Origin of the sequence: uncultured Turicimonas sp. (assembly GCF_902477955.1) — a bacterium.
GTDB lineage: Bacteria > Pseudomonadota > Gammaproteobacteria > Burkholderiales > Burkholderiaceae_F > Turicimonas.
In genome coordinates this window covers 1-18,505 of the sequence record NZ_CABSJB010000021.1, presented here as the reverse complement: position 1 = coordinate 18,505, position 18,505 = coordinate 1, and the positions used below count along the sequence as shown (strand labels likewise).

General features: G+C 42.0%; 19 protein-coding genes. 17 read left to right on the top strand and 2 right to left on the bottom strand.

The annotated features are described in order from the left end of the window. The first annotated feature begins 5 nt into the window (after window positions 1-5). From RDK53_RS07405 to RDK53_RS07330, 16 genes are all read left to right on the top strand, one after another. Window positions 6-266: a phosphopantetheine-binding protein gene (locus RDK53_RS07405; RefSeq protein ID WP_308514010.1), complete on the top strand. Its 261-nt coding sequence runs from the start codon at window positions 6-8 to the stop codon at window positions 264-266. Next, window positions 266-532, top strand: coding sequence for an acyl carrier protein (locus tag RDK53_RS07400; protein WP_308513986.1), 267 nt, complete (start codon window positions 266-268; stop codon window positions 530-532). The genes RDK53_RS07405 and RDK53_RS07400 overlap by 1 nt, the downstream gene beginning before the upstream one ends. Window positions 533-1,100: 568 nt before the next feature. Continuing rightward, window positions 1,101-2,384, top strand: a complete 1,284-nt coding sequence (locus RDK53_RS07395) for an AMP-binding protein (RefSeq protein ID WP_308513985.1) — start codon at window positions 1,101-1,103, stop codon at window positions 2,382-2,384. Beyond that, the gene (locus RDK53_RS07390; protein WP_308513984.1) at window positions 2,377-2,724 is read left to right on the top strand and encodes a hydroxymyristoyl-ACP dehydratase; all 348 of its coding nucleotides are present in this window, start codon (window positions 2,377-2,379) and stop codon (window positions 2,722-2,724) included. The genes RDK53_RS07395 and RDK53_RS07390 overlap by 8 nt, the downstream gene beginning before the upstream one ends. After that, entirely contained in the window at window positions 2,724-4,424 is a 1,701-nt protein-coding gene (locus tag RDK53_RS07385) for a glycosyltransferase (RefSeq protein ID WP_308513983.1), read from the top strand. The genes RDK53_RS07390 and RDK53_RS07385 overlap by 1 nt, the downstream gene beginning before the upstream one ends. Then, window positions 4,411-4,851, top strand: a complete 441-nt coding sequence (locus RDK53_RS07380) for a thioesterase family protein (RefSeq protein ID WP_308513982.1) — start codon at window positions 4,411-4,413, stop codon at window positions 4,849-4,851. The genes RDK53_RS07385 and RDK53_RS07380 overlap by 14 nt, the downstream gene beginning before the upstream one ends. Further along, a complete protein-coding gene (locus RDK53_RS07375; protein ID WP_308513981.1) occupies window positions 4,844-5,455 on the top strand; it encodes an outer membrane lipoprotein carrier protein LolA in 612 nt (203 codons plus the stop codon). Before RDK53_RS07380 ends, RDK53_RS07375 begins: the two co-directional genes overlap by 8 nt. Next, a complete protein-coding gene (locus tag RDK53_RS07370; RefSeq protein WP_308513980.1) occupies window positions 5,415-7,712 on the top strand; it encodes an MMPL family transporter in 2,298 nt (765 codons plus the stop codon). Before RDK53_RS07375 ends, RDK53_RS07370 begins: the two co-directional genes overlap by 41 nt. Beyond that, window positions 7,705-8,286 carry a DUF3261 domain-containing protein gene (locus tag RDK53_RS07365; RefSeq protein WP_308513979.1) on the top strand — a complete coding sequence of 194 codons (582 nt, stop codon included), beginning with the start codon at window positions 7,705-7,707 and terminating at the stop codon, window positions 8,284-8,286. The genes RDK53_RS07370 and RDK53_RS07365 overlap by 8 nt, the downstream gene beginning before the upstream one ends. 74 nt (window positions 8,287-8,360) lie before the next feature. Further along, window positions 8,361-9,539, top strand: a complete 1,179-nt coding sequence (locus tag RDK53_RS07360) for a beta-ketoacyl-ACP synthase (RefSeq protein ID WP_308513978.1) — start codon at window positions 8,361-8,363, stop codon at window positions 9,537-9,539. Next, a complete protein-coding gene (locus tag RDK53_RS07355) occupies window positions 9,526-9,987 on the top strand; it encodes a hypothetical protein (protein ID WP_308513977.1) in 462 nt (153 codons plus the stop codon). The genes RDK53_RS07360 and RDK53_RS07355 overlap by 14 nt, the downstream gene beginning before the upstream one ends. Window positions 9,988-10,001: 14 nt before the next feature. After that, window positions 10,002-10,742 carry a 3-ketoacyl-ACP reductase FabG2 gene (locus tag RDK53_RS07350; RefSeq protein ID WP_308513976.1) on the top strand — a complete coding sequence of 247 codons (741 nt, stop codon included), beginning with the start codon at window positions 10,002-10,004 and terminating at the stop codon, window positions 10,740-10,742. After that, on the top strand, window positions 10,742-11,974 hold the full coding sequence (locus RDK53_RS07345) for a beta-ketoacyl-ACP synthase (protein ID WP_308513975.1): 1,233 nt from the start codon (window positions 10,742-10,744) through the stop codon (window positions 11,972-11,974). Before RDK53_RS07350 ends, RDK53_RS07345 begins: the two co-directional genes overlap by 1 nt. 123 nt (window positions 11,975-12,097) lie before the next feature. Next, window positions 12,098-13,270, top strand: a complete 1,173-nt coding sequence (locus tag RDK53_RS07340; protein WP_308513974.1) for an alpha/beta fold hydrolase — start codon at window positions 12,098-12,100, stop codon at window positions 13,268-13,270. Window positions 13,271-13,706: 436 nt separating this feature from the next. Then, window positions 13,707-14,078, top strand: coding sequence for a hypothetical protein (locus RDK53_RS07335; RefSeq protein ID WP_308513973.1), 372 nt, complete (start codon window positions 13,707-13,709; stop codon window positions 14,076-14,078). 112 nt (window positions 14,079-14,190) lie between these two features. Beyond that, complete coding sequence (locus RDK53_RS07330) at window positions 14,191-14,562, top strand: hypothetical protein (RefSeq protein WP_308513972.1); 372 nt, start codon at window positions 14,191-14,193, stop codon at window positions 14,560-14,562. 131 nt (window positions 14,563-14,693) lie between these two features. Here the strand turns inward: RDK53_RS07330 and RDK53_RS07325 are convergent, their stop codons facing one another. Next, entirely contained in the window at window positions 14,694-15,113 is a 420-nt protein-coding gene (locus RDK53_RS07325) for a YolD-like family protein (protein ID WP_308513971.1), read from the bottom strand. Next, window positions 15,110-16,621: a hypothetical protein gene (locus tag RDK53_RS07320; protein WP_308513970.1), complete on the bottom strand. Its 1,512-nt coding sequence runs from the start codon at window positions 16,619-16,621 to the stop codon at window positions 15,110-15,112. The genes RDK53_RS07325 and RDK53_RS07320 overlap by 4 nt, the downstream gene beginning before the upstream one ends. Before the next feature lie 415 nt (window positions 16,622-17,036). Between RDK53_RS07320 and ansB the strand changes: the two genes are divergently transcribed. Continuing rightward, window positions 17,037-18,080: an L-asparaginase 2 gene (ansB, locus tag RDK53_RS07315; protein WP_308513969.1), complete on the top strand. Its 1,044-nt coding sequence runs from the start codon at window positions 17,037-17,039 to the stop codon at window positions 18,078-18,080. The last annotated feature ends 425 nt before the right edge of the window (window positions 18,081-18,505 follow it).

Genomic DNA, 18,505 nt, shown 5'->3' with positions numbered 1-18,505 from the left:
TGGAAATTGAACAATTAAAAAACGAAGTTAAAGAGGTCATTATTGACTCTCTTAATCTCGAGGATTTAACACCGGCAGACATCGATTCAGATGCTCCTCTTTTTGGCGAAGGCCTAGGGCTTGATTCTATCGATGCTCTGGAATTGGGAATTGCGGTTAAAAACCATTTCAAAATCCAGCTAACCGAACCTACAGATGACATCAAACAGCACTTTGCCTCTGTAACTAAACTTGCCGAATTTATTAAAAAACAACAGGAAAAATAATGAAAAACCAAGAAGAACTCTTCTTAGAAGTAAGAAACTCAATGGCTGAGCTGTTTGAGTTAAATCCGGAGGATATCAAGCCGGACAGCCGCTTAGTCGAGGATCTAGACCTCGATAGTATCGATGCCGTAGATATGATTGTCAGTCTCCAAAAGAAGACCGGGAAACGAATTAAACCTGAAGAATTCCAGGCTGTCAAAACTGTCCAAGACGTTGTTGACGTCCTGGAACGTTTAATGGCTGAGCAACAGAAAGAGCAAAAATAACTGCAAATGTGGAAAAATCGATTGTTGTTCTGTGCCAGGGCTGTCACCTCCATCGTCGTCACTTTGTTTCCGTTGTTGGTTTTGTTTCTGGCCCGGCATAACGACTTTCGATTCTTCTTCGGAATTGCCCTGCTTTTTTTCTTGATGCAATGTGTTTTTGCCTTAAGGAATAAAGGAGCAGTTAACTTTTCTCTTTTTCCCGGTCTGATAGGCCTTGCCTTAGGCGTGTTAAGTTTAATTTTAGACAAGGTGCAAGTTTTTCTCTGGTATCCGGTATTCGTAAATCTTGCCCTTTTGTCTATATTCGGTTTTTCCTTGGTTAATGGTCCTTCTGCAATTGAACGGATAGCCAGGCTAATGACAAAGGATCTTCCGGCTAAAGCAATTCCGTATCTAAAAAACGTCACAAAAATTTGGTGTTTCTTCTTTATTTTTAACGGGTTAATCGCAGCCTGGACGGCTTCGCAAGATAACCTCGTTTTATGGTCTCTTTGGAACGGCTGCTTTTCTTACATTTGCATAGGTGCCCTCCTTCTTGGAGAATGGGTTTATCGAAAATTGGTGTTAAATGTCTGAAGTTTTAACGTTTAATAATTGGCTTTCAGGGCCTCCTGAAGATTTAGTAACTATCAATCCGAAACGAACCCGTAAAGAGTTAAGTCTGGATGTCCGTAAGGTATACAAGCATTTTTCTGAGGTTTCCGGAGCCAGAATCCTGATTACGACGGAAAGCAACTATAGTTTTTTATGCCTTTTCATGGGCATTGTTCTTTCGGGTAATGTTCCGGTTCTTATTCCCCAAAATGCCATTCTCGAAAAGGAAAGACATGCCTTGGCAGAATTATGCGTAAGGGAAGAAGACCTGCGTGAGATTCTGACTGATAGCTCTTCTGAAACTCCAACTCAGTCCGATTTTAGAAACAACATTGTTGAACTGTTTACTTCAGGTTCAAGCGGTGCTCCGAAAAAAATTACCAAAACCATAGGCCAACTTGATTTAGAAGCCGCTCAAACGACTTGTTTACTTCCGAAGTCAGAAGTTCAAGCGGTCGCTTCTACAGCAGATTCCGAACATCAATATGGTCTTACATTCAATATATGGCTTGCCATGTCTCACGGGTTAGCTATTTATGACAAGAGAATAAAAGTACCCGAAGATTGTTCAAAGATTAAGGTTAATTCTTTTTTTATTTCCACTCCCTCATTTCTTTCGAATCTGGATCCGGCCCTTCTTCCACCCCCTATAAAAAGAGTGGTTTCAGCCGGCGCTCCTCTCACGGAAAAAGCCGCCTCCCTAGTGAAGACTTGGCTAGGATGCGAGATTACGGAAATTTATGGAAGTACAGAGGCCGGCGTCATTGCTTATCGATTTACTCACGATGGAAAACTGAGTTCTTTGTGGACTCTTTTCTCGGATCTCTCTATCGTTGGGAACCGTTTGGTTTCAACCGGTCGTGTCTTGCCTTCTCTTATTCTTGAGGACGAATATGACTTTCATACCCCTCGGCAATTTCTATTAAAAGGAAGAAAAGACAATATTCTGAAAATCGGAGAAGAAAGAATAAATCTGACTAATGTTGAAAAAACAATCACTCAGTTTTATTCAAGGCCCTGTAAAGTAGTTCCTTTGGAAAGGGATGGCAGAACATTCTTAGGTGCCGTACTGCTTGACCCCATGGTCAAAGAGGTCTCAAGACTTCCTGCAGCTAAAATCTTGTCTCTAAGAAATGAGTTGAAAGATAAGATTCCTCTTTTAGCTTTGCCTCGTTTCTGGCGCATTACACCATCATGGCCTCAAAATAATCAAGGGAAAATTTTGATACGAGAACTCAGGAGATTTTTTGATGAATAGCCTTATCCCGGCAGATGTCGCTGTTATAGAAAAAACTGAGAATTCAATTGTCTTGGAATTTGTTCTTGCCCCTACTCTTCTTTGGTTTAAGGGACATTTTCCCGTTCAGCCGATCTTGCCTGGGGTTGCTCAACTAGATTGGGTCACTCGGTTTGCTCGGGCTTACGGGCTTTGCGAACGAACAGTGAAAAACATTCGCCAAATTAAATTTACCGTCCCAATGATTCCTCGGGATTTAATCCGCCTTCATTTATCTTTTGATGAAAAATATTTATCCTTCACTTATAAATCTTTTAAGAACAATGAATGGATAACTGTCAGCCAAGGAAAAGTTTCTTAATGCCCTCTAACGCAGTAAAATTTTGCGCCGTTGTCCCATGCTATGGGCATTCAAGAGTGCTTGCAGACGTTCTGGCCAGAATTCAGCCCTTTATTAAAGATTGTGTTGTTGTTGATGATGGAAGTCCAAGCGCCGAGGCTGAAGAAATCAAATCAGCGGTCAGAAGCTTTCCGAACGTTACACTAGTCGCACTGGAGAAAAATAAAGGAAAAGGAGGGGCGGTTATCGCAGGCTTGCATAAGGCTTCAGAGCTAGGCTTCACCCACGCAGCCCAAATCGACGCTGACGGTCAGCATGCAATAGAAGACCTTCCCTCTTTTTTGAGCAAGTCCGAAAGCCATCCTGAGGATTGTGTATGCGGCTACCCTATCTATGATCAATCAGTCCCAAAGAGCCGAGAACTTGGACGAAAAATTACTGATTTTTGGGTAGCTGTCGAAACGCTGTCTTTCTCTCTAAAGGACAGCATGTGCGGGTTTCGCATATATCCCATCCGTAAAACCTTAGAAGTTGCGCAATCTTCCAAAATCGGGATGGGAATGGATTTCGATACCGACATCCTAGTTCGTCTCTACTGGTCAGGGATGGAAATGATCTTTCTGCCCGTCCGTGTTACGTATCCGCAGGACGGAGTAAGCAACTTCAAAGTTCTTAGAGATAACTGGCTAATCAGTAAGATGCACACCAGGTTATTTTTCGAGTCTCTTACGCACGTTAGAAGTAATCTTGCTCGCCGCTCGGAGAAGAGTCCTTCTCTTCACTGGGCGAAAATTCAAGAAAGAAAAGGAGTCCTGGGAGTCAATTTTCTCCTGGCTGTCTATAAATTAGGAGGAAGGCAGATTTTTCGACTCTTTTGTGCCCCTGTGGTTACCTGCTTTTGGGCATTTGGCAAAAATCAAAGAAAAGCAAGCCAAGATTTTCAACAACGAGTCTTCGATTATTCTCATCCGTCGCATCAGAAAAAGCCCTTTTCTTCTTTAAATCACTTTTTGTCTTTCGCAGATGCCCTGCTCGACAAGATCATTGTGTGGACAGAAGGAGCCAAGCTGAACACTCCTGTGAAGTTTGCAGATGAGGATACCGTCAACAACCTGCTCACTCATCAAAAACGCGAAGGCCGTTTATTATTAGTTTCTCACTTGGGATCTGTAGAAGCCATGCGTGCAATAGGAGAGATTGATTATCACGAAAAAATCTACATCTTGTTGTTTGATAAAAACGCTAAAAACTTTAAAAATTTTATGAAAAAAAGTGCTCCGAAAAGTCAATTAAATTTGATAGAAATCGATGAGATTGACTTGAGCACCATTATTTCCTTAAAAGAGAAAATAGAAGCCGGGGCCTGGATTGCAATCGCTGCCGACAGAATCCCTTTAGGTTTGAAAGAAAGCGATGATAAGCGCGTAATAGAAGAGACCTTCTTAGGAAAGAAAGCTCTTTTCCCCATCGGTCCCTACGTGCTTGCCTCTCTTCTTGGATGTCCCGTATACACAATGTTTGCCGTTAGAGACAAAGATAGTATTCTCATCTCGGCCCATCGCTTAACCGATAAAGTTAGCCTTCCAAGAAAAGATAGAATCAATGCCGTCCGTCAGTATTCTTCTATGTATGTTAAAGAATTAGAAGAAAAGGCAGTCTCTTATCCGCTTCAATGGTTTAATTTCTATGATTTTTGGGATCTGCACAATGACAATAAATAAAACCCAAATTAGTCTTAAAAAAGAAATAATTATTAACCCATCCTTCCATGAAGTAGATCCGATGGGAGTGGTTTGGCACGGGAATTACTTAAAATTTTTTGAAAAGGCCAGAGAAGCCCTTTTTAAAGATCTTCACTTTGGCTATACCGAAATGAAGCAAAGCGGATATGTCTGGCCGATTATCGAAGTCAAAATCAAATACCGGCGACCGGCCGTGCTGGAAAGCTCTCTTCTGGTATCGGCAGAAATCGTCGAATACGAAAACGAAATAAAAATTGAATACCTCATCAGAGACCAGGAGACAAATAAGATCCTCACCACAGGAATGTCGCGGCAAATGGCCTTTGACTTAAAGAAAAAGCAAGGCTGCTTGACAAGTCCTAAGGTTTTATTTGAAGTATTAGGAAAGGAAAGTCCTTATGCTTAAAAAATTTATTGCGGCCATTGGCCTTACGATGAGTTCTCTGGTTTTTGCCTCAAATTTGCTCCCTCCATACGTCATGGATGCCTTTGAGCATTTGCGTCAAGGTTCTGCGGATTTTTTTCAGACGAAAACCCTTTCTCAAGGACTGATTCTCAAATCCTCCGGCCATCTCTCTTTATCGGACTCCAAAGGATTGGCTTGGATTCAGACCAAGCCTTTCCTTCAAAAGACTTTAATTACTGACAAGTCTGTCCTTCTACAAACTCAATCTGAAGAGCCCAGAGAAATCACTGCTTCTGAGAATCCGGAGGTTTATAAGATGGTTTCGACGCTGAAATCACTTTTTGAGGGTAATCAGGCCAATTTGGAGAAAAACTTTTCCGTGACGGTCTCGGGAAACTCACAGATTTGGAAAATGACTTTAATTCCCAAAATTGAGCCTTTATCGAAAATAGTCAAAGAGATTTCCGTTGATGGAGGAAAACAATTAAAAGATATTCAAATTGAAGAAATTTCAGGAGCCAACACACTGATTACATTCGGAACCGTAACCCCGATAGGTAAAAATGAACGAGAAGACTTCAACCTTGCAAAGCCAGTTCCATAAACGGGAATTTGTTGCTTTATTGTGGTTAGCGCTTTCGCTTGTTGCCTTCATTTATACAGCCCTGTGTGTATACGATCGAAATCTTTCTTCAAATATTTTCGATCTGCTCCCGCAACAGGAGAATTCCACCGAGCTCAAACAAATTCACTCTGCCCTGCAAGACTCACTTGCGAGGACAGTTATTTTTGCGGTTAAAGATAATAAAGACTTCACGCTCTCTTTAGATGATTTCTTAAAATCAAGTCCTGTTGTTGAATCCGTCTCCTCCTCCGTGACAGAGCAAGAGAAGGCAGATTTTCTTAGCTTCTTTATCAAGCACAGGCTAGCCTTCTTATCTGCTCCCGATAAAAAATTCTATTTAACCGCTTCTGCAGACCAGATTAGTCAAAGAATCCTCAGCGAACTATTCTCTGCGTTTGCCGCGCCATCCTTAAAAGAGCTGACTGATGACCCTTTTCTTCTTACTAGAGCAGCCGCTAAAAATAATCCGTCTTCAAAGCTAACTCCGCAAGAAGGCTTTCTAACTTCTGTTGACTCACAAAACGTTCCTTGGGCCGTTCTGAATGTCCGCTTGAAGTCCTCATTAAGTGAAAAAGAAATTAGCCGATGGATCTCATCCATTAACGAATTAATTAAAGAAAAACAGCGCCTTAACCCGAATCTTGAGGTTTGTTTTCTCGGGAGTATCTTTCATCAAGAGGAAGCTAAAAATACTGCTAAGACAGACGTTCAAACCTTAAGCATTGTATCCGTCCTTCTTCTCTCGGCCCTCTTTTTGTTTGTTTTCAGAACACTCAAACCTATCCTCTTGTGCCTGCTTTCAGTTGGTATCGGCACGATTTTCGGACTAGCCGCAACCTTTACTTTCTTTGAGTCGGTACACGCCATAACTTTAGTCATGTGCATAAGCTTAATCGGAATTTCTACCGATTACACAACCCACTATCTCTTAGCCAGACAAAACGCCTCTGCAAAAGAATCTCCTTTATCAATCAAAAAAAAATTAAAGAAGCCTCTCTTACAGGCATTGATAACCACAGTTCTTGCTTACGGATTAATGGTAATTTCTCCGTTTAGCAGTCTCCGCCAGTTAGGTGTATTTGCTGTCTTCGGACTGATTGGTTCATTTTTAACAGTTTGGCTCTGGTTTCCGCTCTTCTCTATAAAGCCGGCAGCCAATTCGAAAACTTCTGAAGCTACTAATTCATTTTTCTTGTTTTGCTCTTCCAGCAATTCCATTAAAGCCTTCGTCGGGATTGTGTTCATCTTCTTATTGGCTCTAGGTTTACCAAAATTATCAGTTGATGATGATTTAATCAGACTTTATCAAAGCTCCCAATTTTTATCTGAGTCGGAAAACAAAATTAAAGAGCTCACCGGAGCGAACTTCTCACAAAAAGGAATTGTTGTAACCGCCCCATCCGAAGATGCACTTATACAACAAATTGAAAAAGCGGCCTTGGTGATTAATGAGAGCAAACTTTCTCGCCGTCAATTCATCTACCCGGCTCTCCTCTCTTTAGAAAGCCAGCTTCAGGTTAGAGATCGGCTGGAGAAGCTTTTTCCTGAAGTAGCTCAAAAACTTCAGGACACAGGAGTTGAGTTATCTCAATTTCCACTTCCCGATACCCTCGATGCAAAAGGCTGGCTCAATTCTCATTTAGGACAAGTATGGAAGCCGTTCCTCTTAAGTTTAAAAAATGAACAGGCGTTTTATATTCCTATAGAGACATCTAAGGAAAGGTTACAAACTATATGCTCCAAGCTCTCGTCTTGTTTTCCAATCACTCAAAGAGAGGATATTCAGACATGGCTAGGAACCCAAAGGATGGTCCTCTCTTGGTTTATCTGCTTTTTAGTTTTTGGATTTATGGCTCTGTTTTGGTACTTCTTTGGGTGGAAAAAATCCATTATCCAAACGGGAATAATTGTTTTATCAGGAGCTGCGGCCCTCGCAACTTTGGGATTGACAGGAATGCCCTTCAATCTCTTCTCCGTTTTTGCCTTAATTCTTATTTTAGGAATTGGGGCCGACTATCAGATTTTTTCGGCTAACAGAGAAAGAGTGAATCGATCCACCTACTTAGCCATTTCTGTATCTGCAGCTACTACATTAATATCTTTAGGCGTTTTAGTACTCAGTAAAACAGAAGCAATCAAAAACTTTGGTTTAATTGTTTGTGTAGGAATTGCAACCTCATACTTAATGGTCTTATTGTCTGCGCAACATAGACTGAATGGTAAAAATAATGAATAAAAAATATCTTTTGTCTTGTGCTTTTCTATTGCTTCCTTTTTTATTTTCTGCCGGATGCTCGACGACCAATAATTCTTTGGAGCTTCAGCATCGCTTAACAAAGGACATCTCCTCAGCGCTTCCTTCGGCAACTTGTTCTACGGACTTTCTAAAGCATTCTTTATTAAAGTTCAAATGGGGACAAGAAAAAGGAACATTAATGGTGGTAGAAAAATGCTCAAACGGAATTCTTACTTTGGATGGCTTGATGCCTACCGGATTAGAACTTTTCCAAATAATCTACAACGGCCAAAAAGTACAGTACCAAGAAAAAGTCCCGATGGTGCATTCTTTACCCATCATGGAAATTCTCTTTGACTCTATCGCTGTAAGGATTCCGCCGAAAGTGTTGGAGAGCAGCCTTCCTAATCATTGGACGGTCAAAGAAGATAAAAACGAAATGGTTATCTTTGACAGTGACAAAAATCCGATTGAGACATTTAATTGGCCTAAAGGAAGAAAAGGAGAAATCGTCAGGATTTCCAATCATTCTTTTTCATATGAAATTGAAATACAAGACCTGCCTATTAATTAACTTGAAAGTTCTTGATAGTTCAATGTAACCTTAGGCTCTCGAATAATTTCCTATCTCTTTAGAAGTTATTTTTAATGATTTTTATAAATTACTACTCCTCTGTAAATGCCCTTGGAAACTCAATTCCAGACATTTTGAAAAATTTGTCTGATAATCACGCCCCGGGGATGAGAGAAAGCACCCATTGGTTAGGAAGCAATAAGAATGCTTTTTATGGGAATGTTCTTGGAGAACTTCCTGTCATTGCCAATGAATTTAAGCGTCACAATTCCAGAAATAACCGCCTTATTCTTGCGGCCTTACAACATGACTCTGACAAGTTTCATTCTCTAGTTGGTAAGTTTTCTAAAAATCGGGTTGCTGTCATTATGGGAACCAGTACCTCCGGTTCAAATGAAGCAAACGAATATGTAAATGCCGTCATTTCAAAGCAGCCGACGCCTTCAGATTTTCAAGGTTGGGCACAAGAATTAGGAGATCCTTCAAGATTTCTTTCGGCGTATTTGGGACTCTGCGGACCTGCCTACACTATCAGTACAGCCTGCACTTCCAGCGCACGTTCTATTATTTCCGGAGCTCGATTAATACAATCGGGAATGGCAGACGCTGCTATTGTAGGAGGGGCTGACAGCTTAGCCAAACTTCCGATTCATGGATTTACTTCTCTGGAAGTAATGTCGCGCCAAAAATGCCGTCCTTTCTCATCAAAACGTGCGGGAATCACTATCGGAGAAGGGGCGGGAGTTCTCGTTCTTTCAAAAGAGCCCTCCAATCTTGTATTGGCCGGATGGGGAGAGACTTCCGACGCCTATCACATTTCATCTCCTCACCCTCAGGGAGCCGGGATAGAAACAGCTATGCGAGAAGCCTTAGCAATGGCTCAGCTGCAAACTTCTGACATTGCGTACGTGAATCTTCATGGGACGGCCACAAGGTTAAATGACTCTGCAGAAGGAGCTGCGGTTAGAAATCTTTTTGGTTCTGTTCCGTGTAGTTCTACAAAAAACCTTACCGGTCACACTTTGGGAGCTGCCGGAATTACTGAAGCAGCCCTACTTTGTGCGCTTTTAGACAACCCTCAAACAGTGTTGCCTTCGCAATTTGAGGACAAAAGCGAAATGGACGAAGCCTTCAGCGGACTCGGCCTTCTTCAAAATCCAACTAAGCTCCGAGGCCATTACATGATGTCCAACAATATCGCTTTCGGAGGAAACAATACTTCTCTAATATTGGGACATTATGACGGAAAATGAACTTGATAATTGGCTTCCTCATCGTCTCCCCATGAGATTTATCGATGAGCTCGTGGAAATAGACGAAGAGCATGCGGAGAGCCGCTGTGATTGCAAAAAAGCCGATAGACTCGAACTTTTCAAAGACGAGGATGGAATTATTCCCAATGTTTTTCTTATCGAAATGATGGCTCAAGCAATAGGAGTCTGGGCGGGCTACTATAGAAAAGACGACATGGAACTATCCGATGTTGGATTTTTGTTAAGTGTTAGAGGAGCCGAACTTCTCGTCGATAAAACGCCGTCGAATGAAGTTCTCACCATCAAAATCCAAAAGATTATTCAAGATAAAAATCTTGCTTCCTTTGACGGCTCTGTCCTCTCTGAAAAAGGCGAAACCTTGGCCCATGGGAAAATCACTGTATACCAACCCACAAAAATTGAATACGATAAGCTGTTCAGTAACTAAATTTATATCCGAAAATGACTAAGAAAAAAAGAATACTGATTACCGGGTCGACGGGAGGAATTGGGAGTGCAATTGCAGGGGAACTAGCAAATAATCCGGACTATGAATTAGTTCTTCATTTCAACTCTTCTCAAGAAAAAGCTCGACAACTCCAACAAAAATTTGCTTCTATGGGCTGCCCTGCTTCTACTCTTGGATTCAACGTCGGTGATCGTGAAGCCGCAAAAAAAGCTCTGGAAAAAGATATTGAAGAAAATGGGGCTTATTGGGGGATCATTCACAGTGCCGGAACAAAAAAAGATGCCGCTTTCCCGGCCCTTGAAAATGAAGATTGGGACAATGTCATCAACACCGATCTGAACAGTTTCTACAATGTCATCCATCCCTGTGTAATGCCGATGATTCGCCTGAGAAGCGGAGGCCGCATTGTTGTCATTAGTTCAGTGTCAGGCATGACTGGTAATCGCGGACAAGTTAACTATAGTGCGGCGAAGGCCGGTCTGATTGGAGCAAGCAAAGCCCTTGCAGTGGAATTAGCCTCAAGAAAAATTACGGTAAATTGCGTAGCGCCTGGATTGATTGACACAGATATGATCGACATGGATCCTCGGGCTATTGAACATGCCATGAAGCTTATTCCTATGCAGCGGATGGGAAAACCGGAAGAAGTTGCAGGCCTTGTCTCTTATCTTTTGAGCAACTCCGCAGCTTATGTCACAAGACAAGTCATCAGTGTTAATGGAGGAATGATCTAATGGCTAGACGGGTTGTTGTTACCGGTGCTGGCGGTATTACTGCATTCGGAGAAGACTGGAAAACCATAAAAGAACGGTTTCTTGAGGGAAAAAATGCCGTCAAATATATGGAGGAGTGGGAGTACTTTAAAGGTTTAAATACAAAGCTTGCTGTTCCAATCGAAAACTTTGAACTTCCGGCCCATTACACCCGAAAAAAGATTCGTTCAATGGGACGAGTTTCTTTGTTAGCCACTCGCGCAACCGAAAAAGCCCTGGAAAATGCAGGCTTACTCGGCAATGAAGTTATTACCAACGGACAAACAGGAATTGCTTTTGGTTCATGTTTTGGCAGTACCCAACCGGTAGTGGCTTACGCAAAAATGCTTGACGGAGGAGATACATCCCGCATCTCAGGAACTACCTATGTCCAGCTTATGCCGCATACCACCGCAGTAAACGCCGGTCTGTTCTTCGGTGTAACCGGCAGAGTGATTCCTACCTCCAGCGCTTGTACATCCGGGAGCCAAGCTATTGGATATGCCTATGAAGCCATTAAATTCGGAATGCAGGATCTAATGATCGCCGGCGGAGCGGAAGAGCTCTGCCCGTCCATGGCTGCATCCTTTGACACTTTATTTGCCACCAGCACCTTGAATGAAAAACCTGAAGAAACTCCAAAGCCCTTTGATAAAAACCGCGATGGATTAGTTGTCGGTGAGGGAGCCGGTGCACTCATTCTTGAAGAGCTTGAACATGCAAAAAACAGAGGAGCGAATATTCTTGCTGAAGTAGTTGGCTTTGCTTCCAACTGTGACGCCACCCATATCACTCAGCCGAAGAAAGAAACAATTCAAATTTGTATTGCCAACGCTTTGAAGAATGCTCAACTTAAAGCTGAAGACATTGGCTACATTTCTGCCCATGGCACCTCTACCTCCAGAGGAGATATTGCCGAATCATTAGCCACTGAAGCAATTTTTGGCGCTGGGACTCCCATTTCTTCTATAAAGAGTTATCTGGGTCATACGTTGGGTGCTTGCGGTGCGTTGGAAGCATGGTTTGCTATTCAAATGATGAATGAAGGTTGGTTCGCCCACACTGCCAATCTGAAAGAACCGGATGAAAATTGCGGCAAGCTTGACTACATCATGAATGAGCCGCGCCGTTTGGACACTGATTACATAATGAGCAACAATTTTGCCTTCGGAGGAGTTAACACTTCCCTCATTTTCAAACGCTTTTATGCCTAAGGCTCTTCACTTTTATTAAGGTTCTTGCCCTTTTCGGACATTATTTACATACTAAGGGTTTTCTCTTATTTATGATTTAAGTAATCCTTTTTCATAAATAAGAAGAACCTTTAGGTATTGCGAATGAAAGATGTCCGCCCTTTTCTGAACAAACTTATTAGTTTCACTTTTCTATTTTTTACGCTGGCGGGCTGTTCGGTCAATCCGCCGAACGAAGCAAAATTGCCTTACTCGGGAACTTCCTTTGCCGATTATCAAAAACAGTGCAAAGAGTTTATTTCCGAAAACCGCCACTTTGTATTGAAAGATAAGCAATTTGAACTGACTGCTAATGCTCCTTTTGAATTTAAGCCATTGAAAAGTAATGAGGAAGCAATCCTGTTTGTTCATGGTCTCGGAGATTCGCCATGGACTTTTAGAGATATCGGCCGAGAATTGGCACGCAACGGATATTTAGTCAGAGCCATCCTTCTTCCGGGAAATGGAACCAAGCCTGCCGATATGCTGGACACTGATTATGAGGATTGGAGGAAAACGGTTGAGGCACAATTAAATCTTCTTTCCAAATCTTCAAAAAAAGTATGGTTAGGCGGTTTTTCTACCGGTTGTAACTTAGTCACAAAATTAGCTTTCGAACGGCCGGAAGTTAAAGGTTTGGTGTTATTTTCTCCGGCTTTCGAGATTCAAACGGAGATGATTGCTTTCATCCCTCTCATTAACTTATTCACAGACTGGTATAAAGAACCTGACAACGATACTCAAGGCGTGGCGCCATTCCGTTATGAAACTGTTCCGTTAGAAGCAATAGAAGCTTTTCGTCAATCCATGGTCAACGTCCAGGAATCAATGAAAGATAAAACCTATTCGAAGCCGGTTATTGTCATGATGACGGAACACGACTCTGTAATTAACGCCAAGGAACTTATTCATATTCTTCCCAAAGTATTTACTAATCCAAAGAGCCGCTTCATTTGGTACGGTACTGAAGGAGACGGGAGCGATCCGAGAATTATTTATAAAAGCGACTACATTCCTGAGGAAAGAATTGCAAGCTTCTCGCATATGTCCTTGGCCTACTCCCCCAAAAATCCTTGGTACGGTAGACACGGAAAGTCCAGAGTATGCAGAGATGACCTTTCCGATAAGGAAATAGCGAAGTGTGAAAAAGCCAAGAATGTCTGGTATTCGACCTGGGAAAGCGCACCGGACGGCAAAATTACAGCTAGATTGATGTACAACCCTTACTTTAATTGGCAGAAGGGAGTTATCTTAAGTGTGATGAGAGAAGGAAAATAACTTAGTCGTCATAAGGTTTTTCGGCTCATCGCTTCCAATTAGCAAAAGAGCCTTCAGAAAAATTTGGCATCCTTATCGAGGTACCGAGAAAGGATGCCAATTTATTTTCTGGGTTAATTAGAACCTAAGCGCAGACTTATCGGCGCCTCCTCCCATAAAGGATCCCTCTCTAAGCTCTGATTTCACATCAACAGCACTTCCGGATGAATTAACCGAAGCTTCTTGTTCTTCACTCTGATAATTTGATTGTAGGAGCTGGACAAATTTCTGAGCCTCTAAACCATTCTTTTACCAAGCTCATTGAAAATCGTATAAAGGAAACTTCTTCCATTAATTTTCTTGTTGTGATCTCTAATTTTGGAAAAAGGCTGGTTTGAAAAGTAAGAGCACTTGATAAGATCTTCCTTTATATTTTGGTCTTTCAATTAGGATTGCCGTGCTTCCAAAACCCACTTTCTTTCAGACACTTCTTGCAGCAACCGTTGGAGCTTTTTTATTTTCTGTCGCCTGTTGTCCAGCCCATGCCTCTCCTTCAGACTGCAAACCGGTTTATTCCGATTCTTTTGGAACAATTTTCGTCGAAGGTTCTCCATTCTCAATCGGAAAGTCTTCATGCAATACCAAAGGAGTCCTTCATGTGGATGTATTTGGAAACGTCTATTGCGGTGATTCTCCTTTTTCAATTGGACAGCTTAATCAACCTCCTTCCGGGAAAGGGCCCATTTGTCGAGGAGTTTTCGGCGACTTTTACGTAAAAGATCAACCGTTCAAAATCAACTTATCAGACGTGATTAAGTTAACCGATTAGCTATTATCCGGTTTACAAGATTTAAAAAGTTTTTATTAATTGGATGGACATGAACTGACGTCAACTATGATAGAACTGCAGTCAAAGACTAACTGAATTAAGGTGCTTCACTATGTTCTCAAAAGCCTTGATGTCCAAGATAGCTTCTCTGACAGTCGGTTTCCTTCTAGCCTCCATACCACTGGAGTCCTCATACGCTTCCTCTCAATTCTGCAGACCCATTTATGCAAACCTCTGGGGCGAAGTTTGGACAGAACATCCAAGTGAATTCATCGGAACCATCTCAAAAGAATGTCAAGGCTACCTCAGCATAGATACTTTTGGAAATGTCTATTGCGGTAACTCTATGATTCTGATCGGAAAGACAGGAAAATTTTCCCCTGCTGAAGGCCGAATCTGCAAAGAATCTTCCGGTGGCTTTTTTATCATTGACCCGGATTTTTCCTTTGAAGTTGACCTGTCCAATGTCATCGAAATGAAATAGTAATCTTCAAAATAAAAGGTTTCTCAGCGGTCTCTCCGCTAATGGTGTTGTACCATAAAGAGAGGTCGAACAATCATTAAGGAGCTCTGGATAAAAGCATCCACTCATTCTTCATCCTAGAAGAAACGTGATTACCAAGGCACCTGATCAAGAGAAGAGTCCTCGGTTTTGATGCCAACTATGTTCTCTAAAATGATCTGTCTGCCGTTCTCAAGCACCAGTTTCCGCTCAGTCTCATCTATTTTTTTTATGCGGGACGTTACTCTGCTGACTCTTCCTGCGGATTTGTGTGAGTCCGGTTCAAAAATAATTAGATCCACCGCATCGTCAAATTCGATGGCCTCCCTCAGGGTCTGATTTATTCTTTCTATTTCCTGGTCGTCCAGAAGAGGTTTTTCTGCGACAAAGCGCGAGGCTTCTTTAACGGCATCTTCATAACCCGTCAAAGCCGCAAACGGTGCGAATTGTGCTGCCCTTGCCTGCCGAGACATTTTTGGAAAACGCGAAACCGGACGCTCAAGGTCAATAATGTCACTATAGTCTTTGATCATGCTTTGTGTCCGCCGATCTGATTGTTGCGCAGAATGCCGGTCGCGCCTTCTTCCAAGTTCATTCCTTTGACAATAGCATTCTTTCCAAATTTGTCTCGTAAAGCTAATATTGCCTCGTTCATCTTTCTCTCCTTCGCTGCCCTCTTATCGTCTTGATGGTCGAAGAGTTCTGCCATTTCCGTGCCGTCGAACAAATCTAACTGAGCCGTATCCTCCGACTCCTCACAAACCGATTTCTTAGGACTTACAGCCGCGGACATCGTTATTCTGCGAATCAAAAGACTAGGATTCACAATACGTTTGAAAAGCTTCTCCATTTCTTTTCTGATTTCCGAAGAAGATGAGGTTGCTCGGGAAAGAGATACTGTTCCATGGGCCGGCTTGGGCACTTTCCGGCCGTAAGAATCTACTTTAATTGGACCTTGATATCCGCTGCCTTTTTCGGCCTCATTCAAATTCTCTACATCGTAACCGATCGTCAAAACTATTTTTGTGGCTACATAATCTTTGGAAAAAAGATCTAAACCTAAAGCATCTGCCATTTCTTTGGTTACTAACAAGGCCTTTTCAAAAGAATATGGCTCCTGAAGAACCTGACCTGAACCAATACTTTTTCCATCGGGTTCAAATGACTTAATGTCCTTCATTGTGCAAGACTCTAGTCCCCATGCGTGGTCAATTAGAAGTTCTGCATTCACTCCGAACAATTCAAACAAATTTTTCTCGTTCTTAATAGAAAATCGAGCAACATCTCCCATTGTCCTTAAACCAATTTTCTCAAGAGAATCCGCATAACCTTTTCCGACTCTCCAGAAATCCGTGATTGGCTCATGGCTCCAAAGATTACGTCTGTAGGTCGTCTCATTCAATTCTGCAATCCGAACACCATCCTTATCCGGTTCACATTTTTTTGCCTCGATATCCATGGCTACTTTGGCCAAATATAAATTCGGGCCGATACCTGCGGTTGCTGTAATGCCTGTCTTTTTCAGAACTCTTCTGATTAATTCACGAACCAAATTATGTGCAGTTGTTTTATAGGTTTCCAGATAAGGCGTGATGTCGATAAAAACTTCATCAATTGAATAAACGTGAATATCTTCGGGTGCAATAAGTTCCAGGTAGGTTTCGTAGATCTTCACGCTGGTGGCCCTGTAATGAGACATCTGCGGAGGAGCGATAACGAAATCCAATTTACTCGTCTCATTTGCTTCATACTCTTTTTTATCAAAAGCCGTGCTTTCAAATTCGGAAAAACCAGCTTTGAATTTTCGTGCCTTGTTGATTTCTTCGACCTTTTTCTGAACCTCGAATAAACGTGGTCTTCCGGGAATCCCAAAAGCTTTCAAAGCCGGAGAAACGGCTAAGCAGATTGTTTTTGAAGTTCTGGAAGGATCTGCTACAACCAAAAAACTCGTCAATGGATCTAAATTTCTTTCATAGCACTCGACCGATGCATAAAAAGACTTAAGGTCTATAGCGACATAAGTTCTCTGGCTTTCTTTCATTTCGCAGGCTCTCTTAACTTGTCCGAAAAAAATAAGCTCTAAATTTTAGACGTAACCACAAAGTGCAGGAAAAGTACAGCAATCGGCGCAAAAACCGTCTTCTATATTTCTGAGGTTTAGAAGGAAATTCTTTAATCTTTGCGACAAAACAACAAAGTAAAAAGAAGCTTTGACCTCAAGAAGAATCTCGAAACTAACAATATATAGACCTTGAGTGGCAAGCCTTTGAAAGAACAGAACTTCTAAGGAAATATCCAACAATTGTCCTTTTTATTTGTTCGTATATACCGTATTTATGTGATTTTATTTCAGATTTGTACGTAATAAACTTTAAAAAAATATACAAATATTCACGTTTCGCATTCGTGACCACTTAGACGAATGAGAAATTATTTCCACATAGAGGAGGACTACGATGTTCACAAAGGCACTTATTGCCGCTTCTTTATCTCTTGTTTTCGGTGCAGCTTATGCTGCTCAACCTAATGTTGCTGTTTATGCAACAGGCGGTACTATTGCCGGTCAATCTAAAGCTGCAGATCAGACAAACTATTCCGCTGCTAAGGTAGGCGTCAATGCTTTAGTTCAGGCTGTTCCTGAATTAGCTAACATCGCCAACGTTTCCAGCGAACAAGTTGCTCAAATCGGCTCTCAAGACATGAGCGATGAAGTTTGGCTGACATTGGCCAAGAAAATTAATGCAGAATGCGGTAAGAAAGATGGTTTCGTAATCACCCATGGAACTGACACCATGGAAGAAACTGCCTACTTCCTTCAGCTGACAGCTAAATGCGATAAGCCTATCGTTCTCGTCGGCGCAATGCGTCCGTCAAACGCTCTCTCTGCTGACGGTCCTGCCAACTTGTACAACGCCGTAGCAGTTGCAGGTGATCCAACTGCACGTGGCAAAGGCGTTATGGTTGTAATGAATGACCGCGTTCTCGGTGCCCGTGATGTGACTAAGACCAATACAACCGGCGTTGAAACTTTCCAGAGCCCGAATGCCGGCCAACTTGCTACTATCCATAACGGCAAAGTCCTTTGGGATGCTGCTCCGGTTAAAGCCCACACAACAGCCACTCCGTTCAATGTAGATAAATTGGAAAAACTGCCTAAGGTCGGTATCGTTTATCAGCACGCCGGAGTCGAAGGCATCCAGGCTCAAGCTTTGGTAGATGCTAAGTATGACGGTATCGTCACCGCCGGTGTCGGTAACGGCAACCTTCATAAGTCTACTTTCCCAATCATCGAAAAAGCAGCTAAAGACGGCATCGCAGTAGTTCGTTCTTCTCGTGTTCCAACAGGATCCACAACTAAGGACGCAGAAGTAGATGACGCCAAGTACGGCTTTGTTTCTTCCGGTTCTTTGAATCCTCAGAAAGCACGTGTTCTCTTGATGCTCTCCTTAACACAAACAAAAGATCCTAAAGAAATTCAAAAGAATTTTGACCAATACTAAGATTGTCTAATTTCTAACAAAAGCAGAAAAAGGTGGTTCACAAGACCGCCTTTTTCTTCACTCTCATCTTCTTATTGAATGGCTGCAAGACTTTTTAATTCATTTAAGGCTGCAGCGAACAGAACTTTTCGCTATTTCTGCTCTCTATCCGCCCACGTTTGTCCCATTTTTTGTTGGATTATTTGAGAGATGTTGCTCTCAACACCTAAATGGGAATAGACCTTGAGTTTCAGCTTGAATTTGGAACTCTTCTCTGCCCTATCTAAGCAAAAACAATTACTACTTTTAACAATATCCCCTACACTCAACTCAATAATTATCCTTATGAAAGAAGGAAACACAGATGTATTGTTTAAAAAGAACGATTGCGATCTCTTTATTGGCAGCCAGTGTGTCTCTTAGCACTCCATGTCTCTCCCAATCAA